The sequence below is a fragment of the Macrococcus capreoli genome, from assembly GCF_025628935.1.
Taxonomy (GTDB): domain Bacteria; phylum Bacillota; class Bacilli; order Staphylococcales; family Staphylococcaceae; genus Macrococcoides; species Macrococcoides capreoli.
Genome location: NZ_JAOTIS010000012.1, coordinates 17,321 through 33,830, shown reverse-complemented (window position 1 = coordinate 33,830; position 16,510 = coordinate 17,321). Strand labels below are relative to the sequence as shown.

Sequence of the window (16,510 nt, the reverse complement as noted above, 5' to 3'; positions counted from 1 at the left end):
CAGAAAGTTGGAAAAAATAATGAAAAAAGTATTGTTTGTGGCTTCAGAATGCACACCATTCTTTAAATCTGGAGGACTTGCGGATGTAATCGGCAGTCTTCCGAAATATTTAAATCAAACAAAAGCGTGTGAAGTACGCGTTGTATTACCGATGTATGCAAGTCTAAAAAAAGAATATCGTGATATGCTCGAAGAAGAAATGGTCTTTCAAACACCTGTTGGCTGGCGCTTTCAATATACACGTATATTATCGTTAACACTTGAAGGTATTAAATATTACTTTATCGATAATTTGCAGTATTTCGGTCGTGACGGGATGTACGGTTATGAAGATGATGGCGAGCGCTATGTGTTCTTCTCAAATGCTGTAATAGAATTTATTTATCGTTCTGACTTTAAGCCAGATGTATTACATGGGCATGACTGGCAAGCTGGTGCAGCAGTTGCGATTTGTAATATTAAGCGTCCGGTTGAAGGGATTAAGACCGTATTTACAATTCATAACATTAAATATCAAGGATTGCTGATGTATGATGCCTTTGAAGATGTCTTTAATTTAGACCGTTCGCACTTTGCTGGATTTGAATGGGGCGGTATGCTGAATTTGATGAAGGCAGGAATCTTCCATGCGGATAAGATTACTACTGTGTCACCAAGTTATGCAGAAGAAATTAAGACACCTTATTATGGTGAAGGATTAGAAGATTTACTGAATATGCGTCATCATGATTTAATTGGTATCGTAAATGGAATTGATGTCGATGACTATCATTCAATGAAAGATCCAGCAATTCCAGTGAAATTTAAAAGTTCAATTCCGAAGAAACATGACAATAAAGCGATATTACAAGAGAAAATAGGTTTGCCAGTGAATAAAGAGATTCCGATGTATGCAATTATCACTCGTATGGTAGAGCAAAAAGGTTTAGATTTAGTGATGCGCATTTTTGAAGAATTTATTCAACAAGATGTTCAAGTTGTTATTCTTGGCAATGGAGAGCATCGCTATGAACAATACTTCCATTATTTAAGCGATAAATATCCAGATAAAGTGAGCTTACATTTAGGCTTTAATGAAGCTTTCTCTCGTGAAATATACGCAGCGAGCGACTTCTTTATAATGCCGTCATTGTTTGAGCCATGTGGATTAAGCCAGTTGATTGCACTGCAATATAAATCAATTCCGATTGTACGTGAAACGGGTGGATTACGCGATACGGTTAAACCATTTAATTTCGAAACCTATGAAGGTACTGGATTAACATTTGCAAATTATAATGCCCATGAATTACTGGATCGATTAAATGCATCATTATCAGTGTTCCATAATAAAGAACAATATAAAGCTTTAATAAAAAATATTGCTAAAGTTAACCATAGCTGGACTGCTTCAGCACAAAAATATCTAGAGATCTATTAAGGAGACTTCAATGAAAACATATTCAAAAACAGAATTCCGTGAACGCCTGGAGATGAAATTAACGAACAAGCGAACAGCAACATTAGAGGACACAACAGATACAGATTTGTTTTATGCGATTTGTTCAATATTAAAAGATGAAATCAACCAAGCGAGTGTTGAAACGAAAAAAGCAAATATACAGCAAAAGAAACGTCAAATCAACTATTTATCAATGGAATTTCTTATTGGTCGTTTAATTGAAAGTAACTTACTCAATGCAGGTTTATTAGATGTTTGTAATGAAGTATTAATTGAATTAGGAAGAGACCCTAAAAAAGTTTATAGTGAAGAGAATGATGCAGGTTTAGGTAACGGTGGTTTAGGCCGTTTAGCAGCATGTTTCTTAGATTCAATTGCAAGTTTGGGCTATTTAGGCAATGGTTTCGGTATCCGTTATCGCTACGGATTATTTGAACAACGTATTGTTAATGGTAATCAAATTGAATTGCCGGATAACTGGCTGCAAGAAGTATATCCATGGGAAACGCGTAAGATTGATGAAGCAATGCATGTACATTTCGGTGGAGAAGTTACGACTGAAGTGGATGAAGCCGGTAACTTTAAGTTTACGTACCATAACCAGGAAACAGTATTAGCTGTACCTTATGATGTAGGTGTAGTAGGTTATGATAACGATGTTGTGAACCAATTACGTTTATGGAGTGCTGAATTACCGTCTGAAGTGATTGACCATGGTGATTATAAGAACCGACTTGAACATATGCAAAATGTTGAACGTATTTCAGGCTTCTTATATCCAGATGATTCTACAGAAGAAGGTCGTTTCTTACGTTTAAAGCAGCAGTATTTCTTAGTATCATCAACGATTCAAACGTTAATTAAACAATTTAAAGAGAAATATAATTTACCAGTAACGAAGTTCCATGAATATCATTGTATTCAAATTAATGATACGCATCCGACATTTGGGATTCCTGAATTAATGCGCATCTTAATGGATGAGGAAGGATTAGGTTGGGACGAAGCGTGGGCAATTGTTACGAAAACATTTGCATATACTAACCATACGATTATGCAGGAAGCATTAGAGAAATGGCCAGTCAGCCAGGTTCAAAAAGTTAATCCAAGAATCTTTATGATTATTAATGAAATTAACGAACGCTTCTGTCGTGAAGTATATGAAAAACATCCAGAAATGCATGACAAAATTGCTGATCTTGCAGTGATTAGTAATGATTTAGTGCATATGAGTAAATTGGCAATTGTTGGCTCGTTCTCTGTGAATGGAGTAGCAGCGCTGCATTCAGAAATTATTAAAGACCATACTTTCAATGATTTCTATCGCATTCAACCTGAGAAATTTAATAATAAGACGAATGGGATTACACACCGTCGCTGGTTAATGACAGCAAACCCTGGGTTAACACATTTAATCAATGATGCAATTGGGGATGCATGGCATAAATCACCGCAGGAATTGACACAATTAATGCGCTATTATAATGATGAAGTATTCCTGAATCATTTAGCTGATGTAAAGATAGAGAATAAACGCGTATTAAAAGAAGTTATTTATCAAAAAACAGGTATTGAAGTCGATGAACACTCAGTATTTGACGTACAAGTTAAACGTCTCCATGAATACAAACGTCAATTATTAAATGTTTTACACATAATCTATCTATATAATGAAATTAAACGCAAACCATCTATTAAAATACAACCAAGAACATTTATCTTTGGTGCGAAAGCTGCACCAAGCTATCATATTGCAAAAGAAATCATTAAATTGATTCATGCAGTAGGTAATGTAGTGAATAACGATGCAGATGTTGATAATAGAATTAAAGTTGTATTCTTAGAAAACTACAACGTAACATTAGCTGAGGACATTATGCCAGCAGCAGAAATCTCTGAACAAATTTCAACAGCATCAATGGAAGCTTCAGGAACAGGTAACATGAAGATGATGATGAACGGTGCCGTGACATTAGGAACAATGGATGGTGCGAACGTTGAAATCGCTGAATTAGTAGGTAAGGAAAATATCTTTATCTTTGGATTAAGTTCAGAAGAAGTGATTAACTACCAGAACAATGGTGGTTATCAGGCAGAAGCGATCTATCAAACAGATGCACGTGTACGTGGAGCAATGGATGCACTTAAGAACGGTCAATTTGGTCGCGACTTTGCATTTAATGATTTATACTACCACGTATTAACGAATAATGATCCATACTTCTTATTAAAAGACTTCAATTCTTATGTTGATATTCACTTAACTGCGATGGCAACATATCAGGATAAGAAGAAATGGAATCAAATGAGTTTAATGAATATCCTGAAATCAGGACAATTCTCAAGTGATAGAACAATCCAGCAATATGCAACTGATATTTGGAAGTTAGTATAAGATTGATGTAGCCAACCTTAGAAACGGGGTTGGCTTTTTTAGGATACATTATCGAGAGATTTAGCGGAATCGTTATGGATAACATCCACTTGCCTGCTATAACGTATTAATATATTTATAATATTGCATTTGATATAATTTAAATAAAGGGAAGGTGTGGATAAAATGACTAAACATATCATGAGTGTCAATGCATCGATGTCTTTATATCGATCAACTTTAGTACCAGGTAAATTAAATTTATATGATGATATCATTACCTTTGAAGCACAAGGTCCATTAGCAGGAACCGAAGTAAAGGATACTTTTTTATTAGATGAAATAAAAAGTATCAAAAGCGGCATCTCAACTGTCCCATTCCGTATCGCGATAATGGAAAAAAACGGTGAATCGTGGTTGTTTGATCAAGTGAACCGCCAAGAAGCAAAAGCATTTGTGAAAAGCTATAAAGCAGTTGTTGGAGAATAGTCAAGGCACTATTCTGTATACGAACAATCAATGATATTAAATTTTTATAGTCATTGATTTATTGTTATTATTTAATAAAATAATATCATCTATACACTAGGGGTGCACATTGATGCTGAGAGGATTTATCCGACCCTTTGAACCTGTTGGTTAATTCCATCGTAGGGAAGTGGGCTGAATACCTATACCCTATGTGTATAGGTATTTTTTAGGAGGTTAATATGTTTACAGATCGAATTTGGAATCGTGTTGAGCCTATCTGGCATTCTTATTTAGAACATCCGTTTGTCATCGGATTAGGGGATGGTACTTTACATCAGGAAAAGTTTCAGCAATGGCTCAAGCAGGATTATGTATACTTAATAGAATATGCAAAGTTAATGGCAATTGGTAGTGCGAAATCTCGTGATTTAGAGACAATGGGTCTCTTTGCGAATTTGTTACATGGCACATTATTTATGGAGATGGACTTACATCGTCGTTTCGCGAAACAATTTGAAATAACGAAAGAACAATTAGAAGCGACGGATGCATCAGCAGTCAATACAGCATACACAAGTTATATGCTCAATCATGCACAGCGCGGTGGTCCGGAACATGTTGTTGCGTGTTTACTTGCATGTGCATGGAGTTATAACTTTATCGGTCAACATTTATCAAAAGTACCCAACGCATTATCAGTCAATAATCCTTATCATGAATGGGTTACAACGTATTCTGGTGAGGAATTCACTGCACTGACTGAAGATGCTAAGCGTTTAATGAATCAGTTAACAGAAGGTAAACCTGAAACTGAACTTGCTGAACTAGAAGAAATTATTGTTAAGACAAGTTACTTTGAATATATGTTTTGGGATATGTGTGAGTATCTTGAAGAATGGCCAATTCCCCAAAAATAAACCTAGGTTCTGCCTAGGTTTTTATTGTTCGAATAAGACAAGTTCCTTTACTAATGTTCGATAAAAATCAATCAGTTCATATGGGGTATGCAATAAATTCGTCATATTCCCACCGATTTGGTCCATATGATCCCAACCATACATTCTAGGAACAACATGCCAGACACCGCGTTCAATTTTGTATTGCTCATGATATAATTTAGGTTCAGTGAACGGTGCTTCAGCGGATATTGCAGGTACTAAACCATCATTTTCCCACCATTCTTTAGTCCCTGAGAAAGTACCGATAATGCCTGTTAAGTAAAACGGCGCAAACATCCCAACGTTTACTATTTGTAAATTTGTAAACAAACTTTTATGTGTTGCAACTGTTGAATAACTTTTATATCGTATATTTGGGTTGATAGACAATTGTTGATTTAAAGCTTTTGCCCCTTGTATCGTTAAGTCGTAAAAGCCATTATCAGTTGTATTCCAAAGTTGATTTGATCTCACACGTTTTATATAAGCTAAATAACTTTCACTTTTTTGCTGTCTTAAATCCCATTGACCAAACCCCCAATCGACTTTAAATGTCGAGCGTCCTTCATTTTCAATCAGTCGATAAAAAAATGATTTTATTAGATTCGATTTACCGATGCGATCAGCAACAAATGTTCCGTTATGAGGTGTACCGATTGTCGTTATTGTATTGATCATATCATCTTTCCCACCTTGAAATAGGGGAGAAATCTTTACTTGGTGTGATTTGGCATACTCAATTTCTTCTGGTTGTCCAAAGCGTAACATATGTTCTAAAAGCCGAATTGTCTGGCCACCCATACTATGACCGATGAGATGAACTTTTTGTCCAGGTTGCCAATCTGGAAATATGCCGTCATAGGTCTTACCAAATCGATGATGACCAAATTTTTTACTATGATAAGCACCATAATCTACACGACCGCCTTTAATAAAATAATACAGTTCAACTGCACGATCATAATTGGAACTCATTGAACCTATACTCGCCTCATAAATGTCATAGCCTTCAATTTTTAAAGTTTCAGTAATATTCACTTTAAGCCCGCCCCAATAAGGCATTAATCCGTGTGGCGTATTATCTCTAGCAAAACCAGCGAATCCATGTACAAGTATAATAGGCGCTTTATTTCGCTTATGTGGTGGAATGGGCGCATCTTCGACTAATAATGGTGCTCGGTTCATTAATCGTGTTGTGAGTCGTTTACGCATAATGATAACTCCTTATTTAAATATAGTTCACTTATTATAATTAAAGCCTATTATACCATCAAAAAAAGATTTCCGATTGATTAAACAGTTGACTATGACGTAAGGTTATCGTTTATATTGAACTTGAAAGGGGATGACGCAATGAAAATAAGCCAGGTTGCTCGATTATCAGGTGTAAGTGTGCGGACGTTACATCATTATGATAAAATCGGTCTGCTTATACCTAATAAGAATGAACAAGGGTATAGAATATATTCACAAGATGATATCGACAAACTTCAGATTATTTTATTCTATAGGACACTTGAAATGCCACTAAAGGAAATTCAGAAAATAATGAATGAACATCATAGTCACATCGGTCATTTAAGGGCGCAACGAAAAAAATTATTAGATAAACAAAAACATACTGGACACCTTATTGAATTGATTGATAAAACAATTGAATCAAAGGAAAGAGGGATATTGATGACAGCTAAAGAGAAATTAAATGGTATCAATTTTAAAGATAATCAATACGAACAAGAAGCACGAGAAAAATTTGGTGATGAGGCAGTAGATACATCACAACAAAAGTTAGATCGCTTAAATCAACATGAAATAGAGCAACTTGGACAAGAATGGATGAATATATTTATAGCGTTTAATCAGTTGAAAAACTACCCAGTTGAAGATGAGAAAGTATTAGAACACACGGATAATTTTTTTCATTTCTTAAATAAGAATTTTGGGAATTACACATATGATGCATTTTATGGATTAGGAGATATGTATATTTTCGATGAAAGATTTACTCAAAATATAAATCAATATGGAGACAATCTTGCACAATTTATAAGTGAAGCGATGAAATACTATGCAACGATTCATTCTTAAAATGAAATACTTATTCAAGTAATTAATATTGTCCACACCTTTAAAATACCCTTAATATAATATAAAATAAAAGTAACAAATAAAATTAAAGGTGGCACGTATGACAAAACCAAAAAAAATAAATAAAGGTGATACTGTTGCTATAGTATCTTTATCCAGTGGTATGGCTGGAGAAGATGATTTTGTGTGGAGAACAAAACAAGGATTAGAACGACTTGAAACAGTATTTGGATTAAAATTTAAAGTGATGCCAAATGCATTGAAAGGAAATGACTATCTATACCATCATCCGGAAAAAAGAGCAGAAGACTTTAATCAAGCAGTATTAGATCCTGAAGTTACTGCTATAATCTGTACGATAGGTGGAACGGAATCTGTAAGAATAATGCCATATATCGATATGACTGCATTTAAAAACAATCCCAAAATCTTTATGGGCTATTCAGATACGACAGTACAGCATTTGTATTTCTATCAACATGGTATAACAACGTTTTATGGACCAGCATTACTCACTGATTTTGCAGAGAACATAGCAATGGATGATTATACAGTGAATCATATAATAAATACCCTTTTCTCAAGTGATATCATTGGTGAAGTTAGACCATCAGATTATATAAGAAAATTTGGCTTACTATGGGATGAAATTGCAAAAGACTTTGAACGCGAGAAATTACTTAATGAAGGCTATGAAGTGATTAATGGTCATGGGAAGTGTCAAGGACAACTGATTGGTGGATGTGTGGAATCACTCATATTACTGACGGGGACAAAGTACTTTCCTGAAATATCAGCATTTAATGATGCCATATTATTTCTTGAAACATCAGAGCAACATACAGAACCCGCAGTACTTGAGCAATATATACGCAAGTTATCGGTGATGGGCATATTGGACCGTATCAGTGGCTTGATTATAGGTAGACCGCAAGACGGGGTGTATTATGAAGAAATTAAAGCGGTATTTCAGAAAGTACTAAAAGAAATAAATCGAGACGACTTGCCTGTGCTATATAATGCAAGCTTTGGCCATAATGAACCGAAATGCATCATACCCTATGGTGTGGTCGCAGAAATTGATACTGAAAATAAGACATTTATTATTTTAGAAAATGCAGTAGTATAACCAGCCTTGGCTGGTTTTTTTATAGATAGAACAAAAGATAGACTCTTTCGAAAAATCAGATAATAAGGTAACATTTAATAAAGAAATATAGGTAGGTGATAAGTTAGAGAATTTGAATGAATAAAATGGATAACGATATCTGAATACGATGAAATTGATAAGATGTATCCTGAAAATAAATTGTTCATAAAAGTTATATAAATTCTGGAGGTCAATATGTCTAATAAAGTATCTATCATTTTACCAAATAAAGAATTTATTGCTGATTTATATTATTGGTTATATGAAGATGAGGTACAAGAATCAGCAAAGTGGAATGGGCCGTATTATGCAAGATCAACGACGGAATTATCGAAGAAGGAATACGTAAGCAAGCCACTTAAAATTGAATATCTCTATCAAGGTATTCCGAGATCAATGTATATCATTCACGAAGGACAATTTCTAGGAACATTACATGCTTACTGGGTGAGTTCTGAAACAAATTGGATGGAAATTGGAATATGTATTTATAATCCTGATTATTGGAGTGGAGGTTATGGTACCTCTGCATTCAAGCAATGGATTGATTATATCTTTAATCATAGTGATTTACACCGGATCGGAATATCAACATGGTCTGGGAATGTTCGCATGATGAAATTAGCAGGAAAAGTTGGGATGATCGAAGAGGCAAGAATTCGTGATGCGAGAATAGTTAATGGAAAGTATTATGATGCCATAAAAATGGGGATGCTGAGAAGTGAGTGGGAGGTTCAAAATGATCATAAGACATGCGACAGATAAAGATGCTGAACAATTAATGAAATTAATAGACCATGTTGAATCGACATCTAACTTTATGTTAATGGAACCTGGAGAGCGTAATAATAGTGTTGAGAAACAAATAAAAATGATTGAGCATTTTAATAATCAATCTAATAGCACATTATTAGTTGCTGATAATGATGGATTATGTGGTTATCTCATCGCGATAGGCAATACTTCATTACGAAATAAACACACGGCATATCTAGTTATTGGCGTACATCAAGAAGTTAGAGGACAAGGTATTGGAACTCTACTGTTTGAAGCGGTTGAACAGTGGGCCAAGACTGTTGGTATAACGAGATTAGAATTAACTGTTGTAACCGAGAATGAAGCAGGTGTTTATTTGTATCAAAAAAGCGGATTTGAAATAGAAGGTACTAAACGACGATCATTGAAGATTAATGAGAAATATTATGATGAATACTATATGAGTAAATTGGTGTAGGTGAATTATGAACTATATACAAAAGATGAGACAACATGTTGGGCATGATTGTTTAATTGTAATTGGTTCAGGTGTGATTGTTGAACAAGATGAAAAGATTCTGTTAGAACAAAGAGCAGATAATGGACTATGGGGAATACCCGGTGGATTGATTGAAATCGGAGAAAAGGTAAAAGATGCTGCAATAAGAGAAGTAACAGAAGAGACAGGTTTAATTCCAAGAGAGATTACCTTGTTTGGTATATATTCTGGTGAGGATTACATGGTGACTTATCCTAATGGCGATGAAGTTTATTCAGTAACAATTGTGTTTTATACTAAACATTATGATGGTGAATTAACGATTTCTAAAGAGTCTAAAAAATTAAGATTTGTATCTCGTGAGGAAATAATGAATATTGAAATTAACCCACCACATAAAGCATTTGTTTCTGATTGGGTGAATGGTAACAATGAAATAAATATTTACTAATTAAAGGAGAGTTTATATGCTTGAAACTAATCGATTAATAATTAAAGCACCAACGCTTCATGATGTTGACGCATTATTTGCAATTCATAATGATCCAGAAAATCAAAAATTTAATCCTAAGGGACCTGATACAGATATTGATAAATTTACTGATGGGGTTAAAGAATGGATAATGCATCATGAACACCATGGATTTGGTTATTATGTATTAATAGATAAAATAGACCAAGAAATATTTGGTGTCTGTGGATTGAAATTTAATACTATACTTGATAATACGTATTTAAATATTTATTATCGTATTAATTCAAATAAAACGAGAAAGGGGTTCGTTAAAGAAGCGGCGAATGAAATCATTAATCACGTAAATCAAATAACTGAAGGTAAGTATAAACTTGTTGCTCAAACTAAGTATAATAATATCCCATCAATTAAAACTGCTGAATCATTAGGTTTTGAAATGGACTCAACTTTTGATGACGTGTTAGAGAAAGGCAATGTATTTTTGTTTAGATGAAAATGATGTACGTGTGAAAGTATCAGAAATGTATTCGAGAATTTTTAACTGAATATAATAGGAGATTAATAAGATGGAATTTAGAAGACTGACGATTAATGATGAAATATTATTTATGGAATATTTTAATGCTTGGGGAGAAGAGCAGGAAAGTATTGTTCCATCGGCTACAAATCTAAATAGATATGATTCTTTTCAAAACTTTATTTATAATTTAGAAGAACGTGAAAATTCATATGAAGTATTAAATACTACATTATTTTTATTTGAAGATGGAAAAATTATAGGTTCCTCTAATATTCGTCATTATTTAAATGAGTTTTTAATTTACTATGGTGGTCATGTTGGCTATGGCGTAAGACCTGATAAGAGAGGTCAAGGTTATGCAACAAAGATTTTAAATGAATCATTAAAATTTTTGAAGTCTTTGAATGTAGATAAAGCACTTATAACCTGTGATGAAGATAATATTGCAAGTAGAAAAGTAATATTACACAATGGTGGCGTACAGGATCAGTCACATATAAGAGAAGATGGTGGCGTTACACATAGATTTTGGATTGATTTATAATATGATAATAAATTAGTCGATGTACTAATTATTATTTTGTTGATGTCTGAAGTATTATTTATTCTTTTGTTTTGTTATACTAGTATTAGTTAAATTTTAGGAGTGACTACTTTGATTAAATATGTTTGTGCGAATTTAGTTGATATTAAAGAGAATCGAATCCTTTTAGTGAAAGTAAGGCAAAATGAAAAATATTATTTACCAGGTGGAAAGATCGAAGCGGGTGAAAGTGATATTGAGTCATTAATTAGGGAGATGGAAGAAGAGTTATCAGTTAAGTTAGATACAAGTAAACTTACATACCTAGATACAATCGTAGGTCCAGCATATCCTGATACTGATAATGAAGTAGAATTAAGATGTTATACATATGAAGGGCTTGGACAAATAAAGAAATCAAGTGAAATAACAGATGTTCAATACATAGATATGAATGATACAACAAACATTGCTCCGGCAGTAAAAGTTTTAATTCAAAAATTAAATAAGTATTAGGAGAATTTAAATGAAAATTATCGTATATTGTGGTGCTAGTACAGGAAATGAAACAGTGTTTAATGATAACGCAATTGAACTCGGGAAATGGATTGCAGAAAATAATCACACACTTGTCTATGGTGGTGGTCATGTTGGATTAATGGGGACGATCGCGAATACTGTATTAGAAAATGGTGGAGAAGTAATTGGTGTGATGCCAAAGTTCCTTGCGGATAGAGAAATCTCACATCCTGGACTTACTGAACTTGTTATTGTAGATAATATGAGTGAGCGTAAAAATAAAATCTTGTCTCTTGGTGATGTATGTGTTGCGCTACCTGGTGGCCCAGGTACTTTAGAAGAAATCGCTGAAGTAATTTCATGGTCAAGAATCGGACAAAATGATCGTCCATGTATTCTATATAATAAAAGTGGTTACTACGATTTATTAGCTGGATTTTTTGATAATATGGTTGATAAAGGGTTCTTGACAGCTGATGATCGAGAAAGAATAGCGTTTGTTGATTCAATTGAACAAATAGAATCTGTAATAACAAACTATAAACCAGCAGAAATAAGAAAGTATTAATATTTTTGCATTTCATAGCTATCCATTGTAAAATGTAAATGAATAGAGGAGTGCGGTAACACTCCTCCTGTAGATCCGTTTATACGGTGACTAGCCTATGTTATTTTTTACTCAATAATCACTCAGCTATGTCCAGCTTATGAGTGGTTATTTTTTTGATTTTATACCAAAATCATTTTTAGTAATATGCATAATTTCTTTCTGTTTGCGAAGAGTAGGAATCAATAACCAGAGCAATGAAAGTGCAAAATAACATACGCCTGAAAGTGAAATAAGCTGTATAGCACTTATATATTTCAATAATATTCCTGCAAGTAGGGAACCTAATGGTAAACCTAATATTCCAACACTGTTTGATACTGAACTGACTCTCGCTAAATATTCATTCGGAATAATGCTTTGATTTACACTTACTAGAAGAATATTAGCAATTCCTACCATCACCCAACTTAAGCAATAAAACAATAAATAATATGGTAATGGTATGAATAATCCTAAAACTATAGATGTACCTGCAGTTACAAATAGAAATATCATTAATTTACCGAGCGCTTTGTTATTAAATTGATTCGCAATAAAAGTAGAGAGTATCATTCCAATACTCATCGTTGCCAGAAAAAGCCCGTAATACACAGGATTATCAATCTCATGAGCTAACGTTGGTAACGCACCATAAACGATACCAATTCCTAAGTTTACTGAAAAAGCACCAATAATAAATATCCATATATATGATGATGTGACTATCCTAATACCAGATCGTAATGAATTGAAATAATTAAATTTTGCATATTTATCTAAATTGGTTTGATTCACCCCTGGTAAAAGGGCATAAAAAAATACAGCAAATAGGAATAATATTGCACTGAAAAAATAGAAGAATTGTGTATCCAATTTGATAAACAACCCAGCTATTACAGTGTTTAATACAATATCTAATGTATTATTCACAAACGTCAACTGCGCATTTCCTTTAACTCGTTTTTCTTTACATAACAATTGTGGTACGAGTTTATTACTAATTGGGTATGAAACTTCACCACATAACATAGACAGCACTACTAATGTGATTATTAGAGACCAATGATTATTCTGATTCATAACACAAATAGCTAAAATCGCCATTAAGATTGATTGTGAACACTGAGAGAATATCAATATTCTTTTTACATTAAAGTGATCTATTACTGGTCCATAAAATAATTGAGTAAATTTTACTGCTAACATTGCAGATGTAGTAAAGCCTGAAATCATTACACTTTGCGTAATTTCAAATATATATAGTGATGAAGTAATAAAATAAATACTATCTGCTGCATTTGTAAATAGACGACCTAATAATAATTGATGAAAGGGACTTAAAGTCATTGAATCACCTCTTTTATTCAAATATATCTTTTGTTATTTCGAAAGCTGTGAGATTAAAATAATAGCTGCTTGATAAATTTTTTTCTTTTCCTTCCATTTCATCCTCAGTATCAATTGATTTACTGTATTTTTTAATCAATTGATTAATCTCATCTTTGAATGCTGTCACCTCATTTTTATCAATCCTAAGTTGCTGTGTTGTTGAAATTACATATTGATTATCTTCAATTATTCCAAATTGATTCAATACTTGAATTGTTCTATATAATTGTTCTGTTATGATTTTTTTGGATGGATGAATATTATCGCTGTTAATTAATGCAGGATTGATATTAAACCCGTTGTGAGTAGCACGGTAATATTTTAGTATATTGCTTCCTTCAGGAATTTGATGTGTCATTTTGATTATTTTGTGTTTCTCTAATTCTTTCATATGATAATAGATTTTTGCTTTCGGGATATTTAATTGTTTAGCGATATCTGTAACAGTCATTTCTTTTTCAATTAATAAAATAGAAATTTTCATTCGTAATTCATCTGAAATGCATTTTAATTGTTCAAACGTATTAACTTGAAATTGTGTCATATTGGCCTCCTAAGTTAGATGAAATAAACCGGTTAATTTATTTTAACTCTGAATTTAAAAATTCTCAAATTATTTATGGGAATATTCTAACAATTTATGCTATATTACATAAGAAGGGATGTTTTTTTATGATTAGATTAGAGTGAGCAAAGCATTCAGAAGTGGATGAATTATTAAAAATTCAAATGGAAGTGTACGGCGAAGCTGAAATAAGTGATAAATTAACACTTTATAAATATAAGAAAGAGGAATAATTGAATGATTCAAGCTATTAATGATAATAATAGAGAATTAGTTATAAAGTGGTTTAAAGAAAAATGGGGATCACCAGAAATGATTATTTCATCTGGGCGGTATGATTGTTCTACATTACCAGGATTAATTTACATTGAAAATGATGTAATTATTGGATTATTAACATATGTCATTAAAGAAAAGACAATCGAAATAATATCGCTAGATAGTCTAATTGAAAACAAAGGTATCGGTACTAAGTTAATAATGTTCTTAGAACAGTTAGCCTATAAAAATTGTATGTTAAAAATAGAATTAATAACTACCAATGATAATTTAAGAGCATTAAAATTCTATCAAAAATTTGGATTTAGAATGATAAAAATAATTCCTAATGCTGTTAATGAGGCTAGAGAAATAAAACCACAAATACTAGTCATTGCTGAGAGCGGGATTCCAATAAATGATGAAATTGTTTTAGAGAAATATTTATAAATTCACCCAGAAAACGGTGAAGTGTCTTTAAAACAAATGATTTCACTTTATGTATAGCACGGAAATCATCATCTAGAGCATATTAAAATAGCGTTAGGTATAATAGGAGGTGAAAGATGGAAGTTTTAAAAATATTTCATGAAAACTATTTGTATAAAGGCAAAATGTCACGCGAAGACGTCCATATCAATGAAGAATGGCATGAAACGTTCCAATGTATATTTGTATGTGATGATTATGTGATTTTACAGAAACGTAGTCAATTTGTTGCTGATTATAAAGGGTTACTGGATGTGACGCTAGGTGGTCATATTAAAAGTAATGAAACGATGGCTGACGGTGTGCGTGAGGTAAAGGAAGAATTAGGCATTGATTTAAAATTTGAAGATTTAAAGCTTTTATGCGTAATTCCGGAAATACTTAATAATGAGGGAAAACTAGATAAAGAATTTATTAATGTATTTCGATATGATATTTTGATAGACAAACTTAATCAGATTAGTTTTGAAGATGAAGAAGTAGAAGCCCTCGTAAAAGTGCATATTAATGACTTTAATGCTTTATGTTGGGGTCAGAAAGAAATTGTAAATGGTTATCATGTTTTTTCTAATGATAAAAATTCGATAACTATTAAAGATTTTCTACCTTATTCAGTAGGATACTTTAAAATGTTATCGTGCAAGCTAAGTGGTGAATAATAATGAAAATTAAAACTTTAATCAGACAATTTAATAAACAAAATAATCACACGCCTGAATTTATTCAAAGGGTAATAAATGAATGTTTAAAAAATGTAGGTAATACTGATCCTTTTATCAGAGATGAATTATCCTTTAATACTTTTGCAAAATGTATGATAGAAGAAAATATTAAAGAAATAGAACTAGAGCTAATTATCCAGGAATGTATTGAAAATATACATATTAAAGATGATGTAGTAAATGATGAAGTATTCAAAAGAAGTTTTAGTATTTTATATTTAATGTGTATTCTATTTAGGGATAATCAAGTAGAAATATTATCAGTCAATCAATATAAAAAAATTACTATATCAGTCATTCAATATTTTAACAAAGAAAATGATATACGTGGTTTTGTAACTGATAAAGGATGGGCACACGGCATAGCACATGCTTCAGATGCGATTATTGAAATAATAAAGAGTCGATATTATGAAGATTCTTATACGAATATTATATTAGAAGGTGTAAGAAATAATTTATTGAAACTTCAATTTGATCAAGTTCCTTATATTGATGACGAAGATGAAAGAATGAGTAGTATTATTGTTGCACTGTTAAAGTATGATAAGGTAGAAGAACGAATTATAGTGAAGTGGTTGTCGACATTATCTATTAGCAAAACTGAAAATGGTAATCAGGATATTTCATATTATAGAAAAATGAAAAATATTAAAGATTTCAAGAAAAGTTTGTACTTTATGCTTGAAGACTACCCTAATTTACAAAACTCAATTAAATTGTATATAAACTAATACCTGCAAA

General features: G+C 32.4%; 19 protein-coding genes and 1 riboswitch. Of the genes, 16 read left to right on the top strand and 3 right to left on the bottom strand.

Going from position 1 to position 16,510, the window contains the following annotated elements:
- Positions 1 to 19 precede the first annotated feature (19 nt).
- The 4 genes from OCL94_RS09720 to tenA all read left to right on the top strand — a co-directional run bounded on the left by OCL94_RS09720 (position 20) and on the right by tenA (position 5,203).
- The gene (locus OCL94_RS09720; RefSeq protein ID WP_262996727.1) at positions 20 to 1,420 is read left to right on the top strand and encodes a glycogen synthase; all 1,401 of its coding nucleotides are present in this window, start codon (positions 20 to 22) and stop codon (positions 1,418 to 1,420) included.
- Between the two features lie 10 nt (positions 1,421 to 1,430).
- Positions 1,431 to 3,836, top strand: a complete 2,406-nt coding sequence (locus OCL94_RS09715) for a glycogen/starch/alpha-glucan phosphorylase (protein WP_262996726.1) — start codon at positions 1,431 to 1,433, stop codon at positions 3,834 to 3,836.
- 165 nt (positions 3,837 to 4,001) lie between these two features.
- Entirely contained in the window at positions 4,002 to 4,304 is a 303-nt protein-coding gene (locus OCL94_RS09710; RefSeq protein WP_262996725.1) for a hypothetical protein, read from the top strand.
- A gap of 88 nt (positions 4,305 to 4,392) precedes the next feature.
- A riboswitch (TPP riboswitch) is annotated at positions 4,393 to 4,489 on the top strand.
- Positions 4,490 to 4,525: 36 nt separating this feature from the next.
- On the top strand, positions 4,526 to 5,203 hold the full coding sequence (gene tenA / locus OCL94_RS09705) for a thiaminase II (RefSeq protein WP_262996724.1): 678 nt from the start codon (positions 4,526 to 4,528) through the stop codon (positions 5,201 to 5,203).
- A 21-nt stretch (positions 5,204 to 5,224) separates the two neighbouring features.
- Here tenA and OCL94_RS09700 read toward each other — a convergent pair whose 3' ends face one another.
- Positions 5,225 to 6,436 (bottom strand): esterase/lipase family protein, encoded by a 1,212-nt coding sequence (locus tag OCL94_RS09700; RefSeq protein WP_262996723.1) that lies wholly within the window; start codon positions 6,434 to 6,436, stop codon positions 5,225 to 5,227.
- A gap of 141 nt (positions 6,437 to 6,577) precedes the next feature.
- On the opposite strand from OCL94_RS09700, the gene OCL94_RS09695 reads away from it, so the two are divergent.
- The 9 genes from OCL94_RS09695 to OCL94_RS09655 all read left to right on the top strand — a co-directional run bounded on the left by OCL94_RS09695 (position 6,578) and on the right by OCL94_RS09655 (position 12,322).
- On the top strand, positions 6,578 to 7,312 hold the full coding sequence (locus OCL94_RS09695) for a MerR family transcriptional regulator (RefSeq protein ID WP_262996722.1): 735 nt from the start codon (positions 6,578 to 6,580) through the stop codon (positions 7,310 to 7,312).
- Between the two features lie 100 nt (positions 7,313 to 7,412).
- The gene (locus OCL94_RS09690; protein ID WP_262996721.1) at positions 7,413 to 8,441 is read left to right on the top strand and encodes a S66 family peptidase; all 1,029 of its coding nucleotides are present in this window, start codon (positions 7,413 to 7,415) and stop codon (positions 8,439 to 8,441) included.
- Positions 8,442 to 8,657: 216 nt separating this feature from the next.
- Positions 8,658 to 9,227, top strand: a complete 570-nt coding sequence (locus OCL94_RS09685) for a GNAT family N-acetyltransferase (protein WP_262996720.1) — start codon at positions 8,658 to 8,660, stop codon at positions 9,225 to 9,227.
- Positions 9,202 to 9,696 (top strand): GNAT family N-acetyltransferase, encoded by a 495-nt coding sequence (locus OCL94_RS09680; protein ID WP_262996719.1) that lies wholly within the window; start codon positions 9,202 to 9,204, stop codon positions 9,694 to 9,696. The genes OCL94_RS09685 and OCL94_RS09680 overlap by 26 nt, the downstream gene beginning before the upstream one ends.
- A 7-nt stretch (positions 9,697 to 9,703) precedes the next feature.
- Positions 9,704 to 10,168 carry an NUDIX hydrolase gene (locus OCL94_RS09675; RefSeq protein ID WP_262996718.1) on the top strand — a complete coding sequence of 155 codons (465 nt, stop codon included), beginning with the start codon at positions 9,704 to 9,706 and terminating at the stop codon, positions 10,166 to 10,168.
- Positions 10,169 to 10,184: 16 nt separating this feature from the next.
- The gene (locus tag OCL94_RS09670) at positions 10,185 to 10,685 is read left to right on the top strand and encodes a GNAT family N-acetyltransferase (protein ID WP_262996717.1); all 501 of its coding nucleotides are present in this window, start codon (positions 10,185 to 10,187) and stop codon (positions 10,683 to 10,685) included.
- 73 nt (positions 10,686 to 10,758) lie between these two features.
- Positions 10,759 to 11,256: a GNAT family N-acetyltransferase gene (locus OCL94_RS09665; protein WP_262996716.1), complete on the top strand. Its 498-nt coding sequence runs from the start codon at positions 10,759 to 10,761 to the stop codon at positions 11,254 to 11,256.
- A gap of 111 nt (positions 11,257 to 11,367) precedes the next feature.
- Positions 11,368 to 11,751 carry an NUDIX hydrolase gene (locus tag OCL94_RS09660; RefSeq protein ID WP_411268499.1) on the top strand — a complete coding sequence of 128 codons (384 nt, stop codon included), beginning with the start codon at positions 11,368 to 11,370 and terminating at the stop codon, positions 11,749 to 11,751.
- Between the two features lie 10 nt (positions 11,752 to 11,761).
- The gene (locus tag OCL94_RS09655) at positions 11,762 to 12,322 is read left to right on the top strand and encodes an LOG family protein (protein ID WP_262996714.1); all 561 of its coding nucleotides are present in this window, start codon (positions 11,762 to 11,764) and stop codon (positions 12,320 to 12,322) included.
- A gap of 147 nt (positions 12,323 to 12,469) precedes the next feature.
- Here the strand turns inward: OCL94_RS09655 and OCL94_RS09650 are convergent, their stop codons facing one another.
- Both OCL94_RS09650 and OCL94_RS09645 read right to left on the bottom strand, forming a co-directional pair.
- On the bottom strand, positions 12,470 to 13,690 hold the full coding sequence (locus OCL94_RS09650; protein ID WP_262996713.1) for an MFS transporter: 1,221 nt from the start codon (positions 13,688 to 13,690) through the stop codon (positions 12,470 to 12,472).
- 13 nt (positions 13,691 to 13,703) lie between these two features.
- Positions 13,704 to 14,276 (bottom strand): winged helix-turn-helix domain-containing protein, encoded by a 573-nt coding sequence (locus OCL94_RS09645; RefSeq protein ID WP_262996712.1) that lies wholly within the window; start codon positions 14,274 to 14,276, stop codon positions 13,704 to 13,706.
- 258 nt (positions 14,277 to 14,534) lie between these two features.
- On the opposite strand from OCL94_RS09645, the gene OCL94_RS09640 reads away from it, so the two are divergent.
- The 3 genes from OCL94_RS09640 to OCL94_RS09630 all read left to right on the top strand — a co-directional run bounded on the left by OCL94_RS09640 (position 14,535) and on the right by OCL94_RS09630 (position 16,500).
- Positions 14,535 to 15,005, top strand: a complete 471-nt coding sequence (locus tag OCL94_RS09640; RefSeq protein ID WP_262996711.1) for a GNAT family N-acetyltransferase — start codon at positions 14,535 to 14,537, stop codon at positions 15,003 to 15,005.
- A 116-nt stretch (positions 15,006 to 15,121) separates the two neighbouring features.
- Positions 15,122 to 15,703 carry an NUDIX hydrolase gene (locus tag OCL94_RS09635; protein WP_262996710.1) on the top strand — a complete coding sequence of 194 codons (582 nt, stop codon included), beginning with the start codon at positions 15,122 to 15,124 and terminating at the stop codon, positions 15,701 to 15,703.
- Positions 15,704 to 15,705: 2 nt separating this feature from the next.
- Positions 15,706 to 16,500: a DUF2785 domain-containing protein gene (locus OCL94_RS09630; RefSeq protein ID WP_262996709.1), complete on the top strand. Its 795-nt coding sequence runs from the start codon at positions 15,706 to 15,708 to the stop codon at positions 16,498 to 16,500.
- The last annotated feature ends 10 nt before the right edge of the window (positions 16,501 to 16,510 follow it).